Origin of the sequence: Shouchella oshimensis (genome assembly GCF_004375095.1) — a bacterium.
Classification (GTDB): domain Bacteria; phylum Bacillota; class Bacilli; order Bacillales; family Bacillaceae_D; genus Shouchella; species Shouchella oshimensis.
In genome coordinates this window covers 855,348-868,604 of record NZ_SNUX01000001.1, presented here as the reverse complement: position 1 = coordinate 868,604, position 13,257 = coordinate 855,348, and the positions used below count along the sequence as shown (strand labels likewise).

Sequence of the window (13,257 nt, the reverse complement as noted above, 5' to 3'; positions counted from 1 at the left end):
CCGAGCGAGAGTTCGGAATAAAGGGAGGACTTTAAATGTCTGAAAAAAGAGGAAAGCACTTATTTACATCAGAGTCAGTTACGGAGGGGCACCCAGATAAAATTTGTGACCAAATTTCTGATGCGATCCTTGATGAAATCTTAAAGAGAGATCCGAATGCGCGTGTTGCGTGTGAGACATCAGTAACAACGGGCATGGTTCTTGTTGCAGGAGAAATTACAACGAGCACTTACGTTGATATTCCAAGTGTAGTGCGCGAAACGATTAAAGGGATTGGCTATACGCGTGCAAAGTATGGTTTTGATGCAGAGACTTGTGCGGTTATTACGTCAATTGATGAACAATCTGCAGATATTGCTCAAGGTGTGGATCAAGCGTTAGAAGCACGAGAAGGGCAAATGACAGATGAAGAAATTGAAGCTATTGGTGCAGGAGACCAAGGGTTAATGTTCGGTTTTGCGTCAAACGAGACGAAGGAGCTTATGCCGCTTCCAATTTCACTCAGCCATAAATTAGCATTTCGTCTAAGTGAAGTACGTAAAAACGAAACCTTAGATTATTTACGACCAGATGGTAAAACACAAGTAACGGTTGAATATGATGAAAATGATAAAGCGGTTCGTGTAGATACAATTGTTATTTCTACACAGCACGCACCAGAAATAACATTGGAACAAATTCAAGCAGATATTAAAGAGCACGTTATTAAAGCTGTTGTTCCTGCTGAATTAATGGATGAGAAAACGAAATTCTTTATTAATCCAACAGGGCGATTCGTTATTGGTGGACCTCAAGGGGATGCTGGCTTAACAGGAAGAAAAATTATAGTTGATACTTATGGCGGTTTTGCTCGTCATGGTGGTGGTGCGTTTTCAGGTAAAGACGCAACAAAAGTCGATCGTTCAGGCGCTTATGCTGCTCGTTATGTGGCAAAAAACCTTGTTGCTGCAGGCCTTGCAGAATCTTGTGAAGTACAGCTTGCATATGCAATTGGTGTAGCACAGCCAGTTTCGATTTCCATTAATACATTTGGCACTGGTAAAGCTGATGAAGAAACCCTTGTATCACTTGTAAGAAAACATTTTGATTTGCGTCCAGCTGGCATTATTAAAATGCTTGATCTGCGCCGTCCAATTTACAAGCAAACAGCTGCTTATGGTCACTTTGGCCGTGAAGACGTGCAACTTCCATGGGAAAGAACAGATAAAGCAGAAGTACTAAAAGCAGAAGCCTAAAACCAAAAAAACCAGCTCCTCAACCATCATTGAGGAGCTGGTTTTTTAAGTTGTATGTAAGGATGAATGTTAATGATCGACTTGTTTATAATATTGACCTTTTTCTACATATTCGGTGCGAATTCGTTCCATATCTTTTCGATCCGCTTCAGTTAGCTCTCGTACGACTTTTGCCGGTCTCCCTAGTGCAAGGGTGTTTGGGGGGATGGTTTTTCCTGGTGGAACTAAACTCCCAGCACCAATAAAAGCATCTTCACCAATTTCTGCGCCATCAAGAACAATAGACCCCATGCCTATGAGCGCGCGTTTACGAACAATCGCACTATGTAGTGTCACTTGATGACCAATGGTTACATCATCTTCAATAAGAAGCGTTCGATTGGGGCTCTGATGAAGCATGGATTGATCTTGAATGTTTACACGTTTTCCAATGCGAGTGGGTGCCACATCGCCACGGATAACGGAATGAAACCAAATGCTTGAATACGCACCAATTTCAACGTCTCCGGTAATAACCGCATTACTTGCCACATAAACCGTTGAATCAATAAGCGGTTTTTTAGTGTGATATGGTAAAATCATCGAAACCTGTCCTTTCCTAAAAGGGATAAAATCAGCTATACTAATTTTATCGTACGTAAGACAGAATAGCTAGATAAGGAGGAAATGTCGTGCGTTATTTTGAAGTGCCAGAACCCCGAGGAGTAGCTGTCATTGTCCATGGTGCAGGTGAGCATAGTGGGCGCTATCATTGGTTAATTGAAAAATGGAACTTACACGGCTTTGACTGCTTAATTGGTGATTTACCAGGTCAAGGAGAATCAAGAGGAAAACGAGGGCATATTGATTCATTTAAACAATACATAAAAACAGTTGATCGTTGGTTAAAGCAAGCACGTTCGAAACAATTGCCGATTGTCCTTGTTGGTCACAGTATGGGTGGATTAATTGCCATTCGCACGTTAATTGAAAGGGATAATTCATTTATTGAGGCCGTTGTGTTGTCTGCGCCATGCTTACAGTTACATATGCCTGTCTCTCCACCAAAAAAGGCAGCTGCGAAAGTATTGAACCATGTGGCACCAACGTTTAGTATGCAATCAGGTTTAAAACCAGAGCTTACGACTCGCAGTGAGATCGTTCGTGAGGAATATGCCAAAGATCCTTTACGTGTTACAAAAGTATCGGCGCGTTGGTATCATGAACTATCAAAAGCGATGCTCCAAACGAGACGTTATCCGGAAAAGGTGCCGAATATTCCTATCTTATTATTGGTTGCAGGTGATGATCAGGTTGTTGATAGTAGTGCCGCTTTCACGTGGTTTAATCACCTAGATGTTAGTCATAAAATGGTAAAAGAATGGAACGGTCTCTATCACGAGCTTTACAACGAGCCGGAAAAAGAAGAGGTTTTTCGCTATACGATTGGATTTGTAAACATGCTTATTCGATGACTTTCTTCCTCTTCTCTCCTTTGTTATAATGAAGGTAGAGGAGTGATACACTGTGAGTAAATCAAAAGCAAAAAAGCAGCGAGAAAAACGCATACGTGAGGGGAAGCGTAATCCAGCACTCAATCGAGGCGTTTATGCAATGACTGATTTAGCGACGAGAAAAACAAAAACAAAACAAGAATATATGGAGCAACAAAGACAAAAAACTCGTCGCTTTGATGAAAGCGACGAGTTTTTTTTAGTTTGGACGAAGGTCTCGCTGCACAACGTCTAATTTACCAGTTTCTGGACTGATAACAAGTCCGTGAACACTGACATCCTTCGGTAATAATGGATGGTTCACAATTAAATCCACACTATGTTTTACGCTATCTGTCACGTCTTCAAATCCTGTTAAAAAGGTGTCAATGTCCACACCTGCATAGCGCAAGGAATCAATATGATCCATTTTTATACCACGATCTTTTGCTTTTTGAAGTACGCCTTCTGAAGAAAGACCTGTCATACCACAACCATAATGCCCGATTACATAAACTTCTTCTGCACCTAACTCATAAATGGCAACAAGAATACTCCGCATAATACTTCCAAATGGATGAGAAATAACAGCACCGGCATTTTTTACAATTTTTGCATCGCCGTTACGTAAATCCATTGCAGAATGAAGAAGTTCGGTAAGTCTTGTATCCATACACGTAAGAATGACAATCTTCTTTTGAGGAAATTTGCCAACATAAAATTGTTCATACTGCTTATTTTCTACAAAGGATTGATTAAATGCAAGAATGGTATCTAGTTTACTCATGATTAAATGCTCCTTTTATTTTCGTTTTTCTATAACAACCACAAAAGGTGGATTGTTGCGTTGGTTTACGAATTGATACATTGCGACATGCGCTTCTTCTTGAGGGAATGAACGTGTAAAATCTAATACTGCATCCTTTTCTACTTTGCCTTCAGGGTGCCCATGATAAATAACAAGAACAATGCGGCCTTCGTTTGTAAGCTGGCAATAGATTTGCTTAATCGCTTCGATGGTTGTATCTCCTTTAGTGGTGATACGTTTGTCCCCCTTAGGCAAGTAGCCTAAATTAAAGACAGCCGCTTTTATGGCGGTAGATTTAAATGCAGACACGTGACGAAGTTGCTCATGACCGATTTGATGAAGTTCAACTCTTTCAACCATGTTCGCTTGGGATAATCGTTCAGCTGTTGCTTGAATCGCATCTGCTTGTATGTCACAGCTGATGACCATGCCTGTGTCTCCTACAAGTGTAGCGAGAAAAAGCGTGTCATGGCCATTCCCAGCAGTTGCGTCAACGACCGTATCTCCAGGTTGGACGACTTCTTGTAAAAGTGTACGTGCAAACGGTAAGACCCCTTTTAATTTCATGGTGAAACTCCTTCATAATGCTTTCCTTGCCAACTAGAACGCTTTTGAAACTCTGCTTCAATACCGTTTAAAACAGACCATTTATTCGTGCTCCACATAGGACCTATAAGAATATCTGCAGGTCCATCACCTGTTAACCGGTGGATCATCATTGTTGGCGGGAGTACTTCAAGTTGATCCACAACAATCTTTGTATAGCGTTCTTGATCTAATAGTTCAACATAACCCTTTTCAAATTGTTTGACCATCGGTGTTTTTTTGAGAAGATGAAGCAGATGAATTTTAATTCCTTGTACATCGAGTTTAGCTACTTCTTTCGCTGTTTCTAGCATCATGTTCTCTGTTTCAAGAGGTAAACCATTAATAATATGAGCACAAACACGAATGCCATGTGCTCGAAGTTTGGCCACTCCTTCTTTATAGCAGTCATAATCATGAGCGCGATTAATCAGGTTTGCCGTTCTTTCGTGTACGGTTTGAAGCCCTAATTCAACCCATAAGTAGGTGCGTTCATTTAGCTCAGCTAAATAGTTAACGACTTCATCTGGTAAGCAGTCTGGTCTAGTCGCGATGGATAATCCTACGACTCCTTCTTGCTCGAGAATCGTTTCAAAGTACGAACGGAGCGTTTCCACAGGGGCGTATGTATTGGAATAGGCTTGAAAATAGCCAATGTATTTGTCTGTTTTCCATTTTCGTTCCATTTTCTCTTTTTGAGAGTGAAATTGCGTCACTAAATCATCTTTTCGATCACCAGCAAAATCGCCGGACCCTCGCTGACTACAAAACGTACAGCCTCCATAAGCAACTTGTCCATCACGATTTGGACAATCAAAACCAGCATCAAGAGATATCTTCATCACTTTTGAGCCAAAATGATCTTTCAAATGATCATTCCACGTATAATAAGGTTTTGCGTTTTGGTTATTGTGTAACCTATTGAACATGTTAACCACCATTGCCTTTTAAAGAATAAGATTAGTGTATCATCTCTTTCATTAGAAGTCTTCTTCTTCTTCTTACAGAGTAAATGCTATTGCTAATTATGCAGATTTCTTCTAAACTAATGAGGGTTTTTTAACGTTAAAGGAGGCAGGTTTATGCCTAAATCCATATGGATTTTAATTATTGCAACGGCAATTAATATTACAGGTGCATCTTTTTTATGGCCTTTAAACGCTATTATTATGACGCAAGTGCTCGGACAAACCTTAACGGCATCGGGTATTGTTTTAATGATTAATGCTGGTGCCGGGGTGTTAGGCAGTTTAATCGGTGGAAGACTTTTCGATAAATTAGGTGCATATCGAACGATTTTAATAGGGGCTTCGACGTCCGCAAGTGCTTCTGTTTTACTAGCGTTCTTTTTTGAAACGTATACGCTATATGGCTTATTTTTAGCGTGTATGGGATTTGGTTCTGGAATGATGGCGCCTGCTATGTATGCATTAGCAGGAAGTTTATGGCCTGACGGAGGTAGAAGGCCGTTTAACGCCATCTATGTGGCACAGAATGTTGGCGTCTCCATAGGGACAGCTTTAATTGGAATTGTTACACTTGTTCGTTTAACAGACGTGTTTATTGCTAATGCGGCAGTGCATGTCTTTATGCTTGGATTTATTGTCTATTTCTTTCGGCATTGGAGTGGACAGCTTGGTCGCACCGCTGACTCTAGTCTCTCTATTTCTCCTAAAATTCCATTTAAACAACAATACCGTCTTCATGCACTCATTATTATCTGTGGAGCATTCTTTATTTCTTGGCTAGGGTATACACAGTGGCAAGCCAACGTGTCGGTTCACATTCAAGATTTAGGCATTGGACTCCCGCTTTACAGTGTATTGTGGACAATAAATGGCTTACTTATTGTCTTTGCTCAACCTCTTATTGCTTTTATTATTCGACGATTCCATTTAAGTATTAAAGGGCAAATGACAGCAGGCATTATTATCTTTGCCTTATCGTATATTGTGTTAACACAAGCAAGTGTCTTTTCCATGTTCTTAGTGGCGATGTTGATCCTAACGGTTGGGGAAATGTTTGTTTGGCCAGCGGTACCAACCATCGCCAATCAACTTGCTCCAAAGGGGAGAGAAGGATCTTATCAAGGCATTGTCAACAGTATTTCAACAGGTGGAAGAATGATTGGTCCTCTTCTAGGCGGCTTAATCGTTGACTTTTATTCAATTGAACTTTTATTTTTAATCATTAGTGGACTCTTATTGCTATCGTTACCACTTGTTCGGTTATATGATCGACCTTTACAAAAAGAAGAGAAAGTAGAGCAATCCGCTTCATAATAGGGAAAATAGGTATATGCCTGCTTGACATTGGGCATAACTTTGCATACAATGACGATAATAATCGATAATGATAACACAGTCATAAAGGAGTAGTAGCGAACGCTTGGAAAGAAGAGAACTGACGGTAGGTGCAAGTCAGTCTGATAGCGTAGCGAACTCGCCTTTTAGTGATTAAGAATGAACATAAAGTAGTTCTTAACGGTACACACCGTTATGTGTAAGGTGATTAAGCTAATGGGCTTAATAAACTGGGTGGTACCGCGGGATATACGAGCTCTCGTCCCTTTAACAGGGATGGGGGCTTTTTGTGTTTTATCGACTTTGAAAAAGGAGGAAGACAAATGTCATTTTCACATCAACAAATCGAAAAAAAATGGCGAACGTTTTGGCACGACCATAAAACGTTTAAAACAACAGAAGACCCAAATAAACCAAACTTCTATGCACTTGATATGTTTCCATATCCTTCAGGGTCAGGCTTGCACGTTGGTCATCCAGAAGGATACACGGCAACAGATATCTTGGCACGTATGAAAAGAATGCAAGGGTATAACGTTTTACACCCAATGGGATGGGACGCATTTGGTTTGCCAGCAGAGCAATATGCACTTGATACAGGGAATCACCCAGCGATTTTCACAAAAGAAAACATTGAAACCTTTAAGCGACAAATCCAAGAACTTGGGTTTTCCTATGATTGGGATCGGGAAATTAGCACGACAGACGCAGACTACTATAAATGGACCCAGTGGATCTTTATTAAATTGTATGAAAAAGGCCTCGCTTATGTGGATGAAGTTGCTGTAAACTGGTGCCCTGCTCTTGGGACAGTTCTAGCAAACGAAGAAATTGTTGATGGTGTAAGTGAACGTGGCGGGCACCCAGTCGAGCGACGTCCAATGAAGCAGTGGGTGCTTCGGATTACGGAATATGCCGATCGCTTGCTTGAGGATTTAGAAGAACTTGATTGGCCTGAAAGTTTGAAAGATATGCAGCGTAACTGGATTGGAAAATCAGAAGGTGCAGAAGTAGCGTTTAAGATTAAAGGCGAAGAAGTGCGTGTGTTTACTACGCGACCTGATACACTTTTTGGTGCAACATACATGGTACTTGCACCGGAGCATAAACTTGTTGATCAGATTACAACGGATGAACAAAAGGATGCAGTAGAGGCCTACAAGAAACAAGTCTCATTGAAGAGTGATTTAGAACGTACCGATTTAGCCAAAGAAAAGACAGGTGCATTCACTGGTGCTTTTGCGATTAATCCAGTTAATGGAGAAGAAATTCCTGTATGGATTGCAGACTACGTTCTAATAAGCTATGGTACCGGTGCTGTTATGGCGGTTCCTGGTCACGATGAGCGTGATTATGAATTTGCGGCAACGTTTGATCTACCGATTAAAGAAGTGGTTGCTGGTGGAGACGTGTCGAAAGAAGCGTACACAGGTGATGGAGAACATGTAAACTCTGATTTCTTAAATGGTCTAAATAAAGCCGATGGGATTGCGAAGATGATCGATTGGCTAGAAGAAAAAGGATCAGGTACGAAGAAAATTACGTATCGCTTACGAGATTGGCTTTTTAGCAGACAACGTTATTGGGGTGAACCGATTCCTGTTATCCATTGGGAAGATGGATCAATGTCAACGGTGGATGAAAGTGAGCTACCGCTCATGTTGCCAGAACTTGATGAAATCAAACCATCCGGTACAGGAGAATCACCGCTTGCCAATGCAACAGAGTGGTTAGAGGTAACTGATCCAAAAACAGGGATGAAAGGTCGTCGTGAGACAAATACGATGCCGCAATGGGCAGGTAGCTGCTGGTATTACTTACGCTATATTGACCCTACTAATGAAGACGTGCTTGTTGATCCAGAGAAAGCAAAGTCGTGGCTGCCAGTTGACATATATATCGGTGGTGTGGAGCATGCAGTCCTTCATCTCCTTTATGCTCGCTTTTGGCATAAATTTCTATATGATATCGGTGTGGTGCCGACGAAAGAGCCATTCCAGAAACTGTTTAATCAAGGCATGATTCTAGGTGACAACAATGAGAAGATGAGTAAATCAAAAGGTAACGTTGTTAATCCTGACGATATTCTTGCCAGTCACGGTGCTGATACCCTTCGTTTGTATGAAATGTTTATGGGACCACTTGATGCGTCGGTTGCTTGGTCAACAAATGGCCTTGATGGATCAAGACGCTTCCTAGAGCGTGTGTGGCGACTAATTGTAAACGAAGAAACAGGCCAGTTAAACGAAAAAGTTCAAGAAGCAGAGGCAACAGATGTGCTTACACGAACGTATCATCAAACAGTGAAGAAGGTAACGGAGGACTTTACGGAAATTCGGTTTAACACAGGCATTTCACAGCTTATGGTATTCGTTAACGAAGCAAACAAGCAAGAGGTTTTGCCGAAAGAAATGGCAGAAGGATTCGTGAAATTACTGTCACCGATTGCTCCTCATATCGCAGAAGAAATTTGGCAGAAGCTAGGGTATGATGAATCTATCGCTTACGCTGCATGGCCAACGTATGATGAGTCACTTCTAGTTGAAAATGAGATTGAAGTGGTCGTCCAGATTAATGGAAAAGTGAAAGCAAAGTTAATTGTCGCGAAGACTGCAACAAAAGATGAACTAGAGGCAGCTGCGAAAGCAGACGCTAAAGTGCAAGAAGCGATCGGAGACAAAACGATTCGTAAAATTATTGCTGTTCCTGGAAAGCTAGTAAACATTGTTGTCGGATAATAAAAAAACAGGATGCCAAATCGGCATCCTGTTTTTTAATCTTTCGTTTGGAGCGCAGCCCCAGCACCGGCAGTGTAGCCAGTAGAAAAGGCACACGTAATATTGTATCCACCTGTATAACCATGAATATCAAGAACTTCACCGCAAAAATAAAGCCCTTTTGTTTTGCGTGATTGCATCGTTTTCGGCTCGATTTCTTTAACGCTTACGCCACCACCTGTAACAAATGCTTTTTCAATGGAGAGGGTTCCATTTGCCTTTAACGGAAACGCTGTTAACGTCTGGGCAAGCTTACGCAACGTTTCGTGAGATGTATTGGCACATACTTCGTGCTCGTCAATGTGTAAGTCTTTATATAGAAATGTCAATAAACGTTCAGGAGCAAATCCTTTTAAAACCGTTTTTAACGCTTTTTTTGGCTCGGCTTTGACTAGTTTCACCAACTGTTGAAAAAGATCTTCATGGGTAGAACCAGGAAATAATTGAATGTGCATTGGAATCCACTGTGCATGAAACTTTTTTAATGCTTTTACAACATATTGGCTACAACGTAAAGCAGCTGGGCCGGAAATACCAAAATGTGTAAAAATCATATCCCCTTCATGGGTTTTTATTTTCTTACCGTTTGGTGCGGTCACCGTTAGTTCAATTTCTCGTAGGGACAACCCTTGTAAATCTTTATTGGTAATGAACGGTTGATCAATCGTAATGGGAACTTCCGTAGGGTAAAGCTCAGTGATTGTATGTCCTGCTTTTTTCGCCCATGGGTAGCCGCTCCCATTGCTCCCTGTGTGAGGAACGGACTTTCCACCAGTAGCAATAATGATGGCTTTTGTGGAAATCGTCGTTTCATCTTTTAAAAGAACGACATGCGGTTGTTCATTTCCAAAATGAATGTCTTTTACTTCCGTATTTGTGCGAATGTCCACGTTTAATGCTCGTATTCGATTTAATAATGTATCAACAACCGTTTGTGCCTTATCACTTACAGGAAACATACGGCCACGATCTTCTTCTTTTAATTGAATGCCTAGGTCTTCAAAGAATGTGATAATATTTTCGTTATCAAAAACAGAAAAAGGACTATGCATAAATCGTCCATTACCAGGGATATGTTCAATTAATTGCTTGCGTTCCATTCGGTTCGTGACATTACAACGTCCTCCACCTGATATAGCTAGCTTTCTTCCTAGTTTCGTGCCTTTATCAAGTAAAAGCACCTTCGCCCCATTTTCAGCAGCTGCAACGGCTGCCATTAAGCCGGAAGGTCCTCCACCAATAATTACAACTTCGTACATCTATTTTTCCACCTAACATTTTAACGATCTCTTTCTATTGTACACATTCTACTGCAAAACAAAAGCATGAAAATCTTGCAGGAAAAAGAAGAAAAATAGCGAACGTTTCTGTTAGTACGAAGAGAGGATGATAAATATGGCGTTAGAAACAGAACAGAAAGTAGAACACATCCACGAGCAAATGGTCATGTGGCGTAGACATCTACACGAGAATCCGGAATTATCGTTCGAAGAAGTAGAAACACCCTTGTACATAGAAAAGCAGTTACGAAAAGTAGGTATTACAGATATAAAGACTGGTGTAGGTGGACGGGGAATTGTTGCGCGTTTGAAAGGAGCCAAACCAGGAAAAACAATTGCGTTTCGCGCTGATTTTGATGCACTTCCTATTGATGAGGAAAACGATGTGCCGTACGCCTCTAAAGTACCTGGAAAGATGCATGCTTGTGGACACGATGGACATACGGCTGCATTACTAGGTTTTGCAGCGATTATGAGCGAGCAAGTGGAACAATTAGCGGGTACCATTGTCCTTATTTTTCAACATGCAGAAGAACTTCCTCCTGGTGGAGCGAAAGAAATGATTGCAGATGGCTGTTTAGACGATGTGGATGTTATCTTTGGTGCGCATGTATCTAGTCACTTACCTCTTGGGAAAGTAAGCTGTACCCCTGGAGCGGTCATGGCAGCAGTAGATAAATTTCGTATACATTTACAAGGAAAAGGTGGGCATGGGGCGCAACCTCATACGACTCTCGATTCTATTGTTGTCGGTAGTCAGCTTGTAAACGACTTGCAGACAATTGTGAGTAGAAGAGTTGATCCAATGGCTCCAGCAGTTGTCACAGTAGGCGTTTTCCAAGCGGGTACAGCCTTTAATGTCATTGCAGATACAGCAACAATTGAAGGAACGGTTCGTACGTTTGATGCCGGGGTTCGCCAAAAGGTTGAAGACGAGCTTCGAGCAATTGTGAAGGGAAAAGAACAAAGTGCTCACGTTACGACAACTATTGATTATCTAAATGGCTATCCGACACTTGTTAATAGTGAACAGGAAAGCGAACTCGTTCGTAAGCTTGTAACAGATGTTTTAGGAGAAAATAGTGCTATGATGGCTCCACCTATTTTAGGAGGAGAGGATTTTGCGTATTATTTAACAGAAAAGCCAGGTGCTTTCTTTCATGTTGGGGCGCGTACAGAGGAGGCTTACACCCAATTCCCTCATCATCACCCCCGTTTTGATTTTGATGAGCATGCATTAAACCATATTGCATCTTTGTTCTTAGCACTAACAAATCATTATTTAATTGAAAAATAAATAGATAGGGCAAGGTGCACCGCTTCCAGACGTTTTTGGGATCATACAAAGTCAGAATAAGTGACTATGGTTGCCAGAATCGTTTCAGGGAAGAGGTGCATTTTTTATAAATTCCACACACGTAACGGTTATACTTACTTCCAAAAGGGTAGAAGAACAGCAATAGGAGGGGCTAATCATTGAAGACATTTACGATTCAGACGAAAACACACAGTGCTATGATTGATATTACGTCTCATGTTACACAGGTAATTCAAGAGAATGAAATAGAAGAAGGATACGTTATTGTTCAATCCCTTCATACAACTGCAGGGATTACTGTAAATGAAAATGCTGATCCTGATGTGGTGACTGATTTTTTACGACGTCTTGACGAAGTGTACCCATGGGAGCATCAAAAAGACCTACATATGGAAGGTAATACAGCGGCGCACTTAAAAACGTCAACAGTGGGTTCTTCTCAAACCATACTCGTATCAGGCGGTAAACTTGTGTTAGGAACGTGGCAAGGGATTTATTTCTGCGAGTTCGATGGGCCAAGGCGCAATCGATCATTTGTTGTGAAAGGAGTTCAAACATGAAAATCAATGAAGCGAAACGAGTATGGAGCGGCAAAGCGCTTTTAGGAGAAGGTCCTTTTTGGGATGAACAAGAGCAGCGATTATTATGGGTTGATATTGAAGGCTATAAATTACATGCCTATGACACTAAACAAGACACTACTGAAACATTGCCTTTTGCCCAGCATGTCACTGCTGTTGTAAAAAAAGAGCAGGGTGGCTTATTACTGGCGATGAGGGATGGGCTTTACAGTTACTATCGAGATCGCCTGACTCTTCATATGAGGCTGAATGAAGAAGCCGTTCGGTTTAACGATGCAAAATGTGACCCAAGTGGGCGTCTTTGGGCGGGAACAATGGCATTTGATGGACAGTCTACAATCGGGAAATTAGTTGTTTTCGATGAGAATGAAGCGATTGAAGAAAAACGTTCTGACTTAACGATTTCTAATGGGATGGCTTGGGATGAGCAAAAGCATTTATTCTATCATAATGAAACGGTGACGAGTAAGACGGCTATTTTTAGCTACGACCCAGACGATACGAGAACGATAACAAGAGTTGGCACTGTACCGATTGATTACCAAGAATACGGTGGGGCGCCAGATGGGATGACCATTGATAGTGAAGGGAAGCTATGGATTGCCTTGTGGGGAGCAGGTGCTGTAATTCGAGTTGATCCTGAAACAGGGTACGTATCAGAAAGAATTACTGTCCCTGCTTCAAATACGACCTCCTGTGTGTTTGGCGGTGCAGACTACAAAACCCTCTTTATCACAACCGCTTCAAAAGATGGAGAAGAGAAAAGTGGAGGTTTGTTTTGTGCAAAACTAGACTGTAAAGGAACGGCATCCATCTCTTATAAAGGGCAAAGGAATGGTTTATAATGGAACTATTTACTCGTTTATTCACATGGAATAAGCGAGTTTTTCATGCCTTA

13 protein-coding genes and 1 other annotated feature are annotated in these 13,257 nt (G+C 41.3%); of the genes, 8 read left to right on the top strand and 5 right to left on the bottom strand.

Annotated elements, in window-relative coordinates; translation table 11 throughout:
* The first annotated feature begins 35 nt into the window (after nucleotides 1-35).
* Nucleotides 36-1,235, top strand: a complete 1,200-nt coding sequence (gene metK / locus E2L03_RS04515) for a methionine adenosyltransferase (protein WP_055736184.1) — start codon at nucleotides 36-38, stop codon at nucleotides 1,233-1,235.
* A gap of 69 nt (nucleotides 1,236-1,304) precedes the next feature.
* Here the strand turns inward: metK and E2L03_RS04510 are convergent, their stop codons facing one another.
* On the bottom strand, nucleotides 1,305-1,817 hold the full coding sequence (locus E2L03_RS04510) for a gamma carbonic anhydrase (RefSeq protein ID WP_038482099.1): 513 nt from the start codon (nucleotides 1,815-1,817) through the stop codon (nucleotides 1,305-1,307).
* Nucleotides 1,818-1,906: 89 nt separating this feature from the next.
* On the opposite strand from E2L03_RS04510, the gene E2L03_RS04505 reads away from it, so the two are divergent.
* Both E2L03_RS04505 and brfA read left to right on the top strand, forming a co-directional pair.
* Entirely contained in the window at nucleotides 1,907-2,689 is a 783-nt protein-coding gene (locus E2L03_RS04505) for an alpha/beta hydrolase (RefSeq protein ID WP_038482096.1), read from the top strand.
* Nucleotides 2,690-2,741: 52 nt separating this feature from the next.
* On the top strand, nucleotides 2,742-2,963 hold the full coding sequence (gene brfA / locus E2L03_RS04500) for a ribosome rescue factor BrfA (RefSeq protein WP_038482093.1): 222 nt from the start codon (nucleotides 2,742-2,744) through the stop codon (nucleotides 2,961-2,963).
* Here brfA and E2L03_RS04495 read toward each other — a convergent pair.
* The 3 genes from E2L03_RS04495 to mnmL are packed head-to-tail and all read right to left on the bottom strand — an operon-like array spanning nucleotide 2,928 to nucleotide 5,029.
* The gene (locus E2L03_RS04495) at nucleotides 2,928-3,494 is read right to left on the bottom strand and encodes a beta-class carbonic anhydrase (protein WP_038482090.1); all 567 of its coding nucleotides are present in this window, start codon (nucleotides 3,492-3,494) and stop codon (nucleotides 2,928-2,930) included. The two genes, brfA and E2L03_RS04495, sit on opposite strands and share 36 nt — an antisense overlap.
* Nucleotides 3,495-3,509: 15 nt before the next feature.
* On the bottom strand, nucleotides 3,510-4,082 hold the full coding sequence (mnmM, locus tag E2L03_RS04490; protein ID WP_095150544.1) for a tRNA 5-(aminomethyl)-2-thiouridylate-methyltransferase MnmM: 573 nt from the start codon (nucleotides 4,080-4,082) through the stop codon (nucleotides 3,510-3,512).
* Entirely contained in the window at nucleotides 4,079-5,029 is a 951-nt protein-coding gene (mnmL, locus tag E2L03_RS04485; protein WP_134258621.1) for a tRNA modification radical SAM protein MnmL/YtqA, read from the bottom strand. The genes mnmM and mnmL overlap by 4 nt, the downstream gene beginning before the upstream one ends.
* A 153-nt stretch (nucleotides 5,030-5,182) precedes the next feature.
* On the opposite strand from mnmL, the gene E2L03_RS04480 reads away from it, so the two are divergent.
* Nucleotides 5,183-6,382 (top strand): MDR family MFS transporter, encoded by a 1,200-nt coding sequence (locus E2L03_RS04480; RefSeq protein WP_038482081.1) that lies wholly within the window; start codon nucleotides 5,183-5,185, stop codon nucleotides 6,380-6,382.
* Nucleotides 6,383-6,455: 73 nt separating this feature from the next.
* Nucleotides 6,456-6,673: a binding site (T-box leader), on the top strand.
* A 53-nt stretch (nucleotides 6,674-6,726) separates the two neighbouring features.
* Entirely contained in the window at nucleotides 6,727-9,141 is a 2,415-nt protein-coding gene (gene leuS / locus E2L03_RS04475; protein WP_124742371.1) for a leucine--tRNA ligase, read from the top strand.
* A 35-nt stretch (nucleotides 9,142-9,176) separates the two neighbouring features.
* Here leuS and E2L03_RS04470 read toward each other — a convergent pair whose 3' ends face one another.
* Nucleotides 9,177-10,439: a BaiN/RdsA family NAD(P)/FAD-dependent oxidoreductase gene (locus E2L03_RS04470; RefSeq protein WP_038482075.1), complete on the bottom strand. Its 1,263-nt coding sequence runs from the start codon at nucleotides 10,437-10,439 to the stop codon at nucleotides 9,177-9,179.
* Nucleotides 10,440-10,575: 136 nt separating this feature from the next.
* Between E2L03_RS04470 and E2L03_RS04465 the strand changes: the two genes are divergently transcribed.
* The 3 genes from E2L03_RS04465 (at nucleotide 10,576) to E2L03_RS04455 (ending at nucleotide 13,204) form a co-directional block, all read left to right on the top strand.
* The gene (locus tag E2L03_RS04465) at nucleotides 10,576-11,757 is read left to right on the top strand and encodes a M20 metallopeptidase family protein (RefSeq protein ID WP_134258620.1); all 1,182 of its coding nucleotides are present in this window, start codon (nucleotides 10,576-10,578) and stop codon (nucleotides 11,755-11,757) included.
* A 179-nt stretch (nucleotides 11,758-11,936) separates the two neighbouring features.
* A complete protein-coding gene (locus E2L03_RS04460) occupies nucleotides 11,937-12,338 on the top strand; it encodes a secondary thiamine-phosphate synthase enzyme YjbQ (protein WP_095150539.1) in 402 nt (133 codons plus the stop codon).
* Nucleotides 12,335-13,204 carry an SMP-30/gluconolactonase/LRE family protein gene (locus E2L03_RS04455; RefSeq protein ID WP_134258619.1) on the top strand — a complete coding sequence of 290 codons (870 nt, stop codon included), beginning with the start codon at nucleotides 12,335-12,337 and terminating at the stop codon, nucleotides 13,202-13,204. The genes E2L03_RS04460 and E2L03_RS04455 overlap by 4 nt, the downstream gene beginning before the upstream one ends.
* The last annotated feature ends 53 nt before the right edge of the window (nucleotides 13,205-13,257 follow it).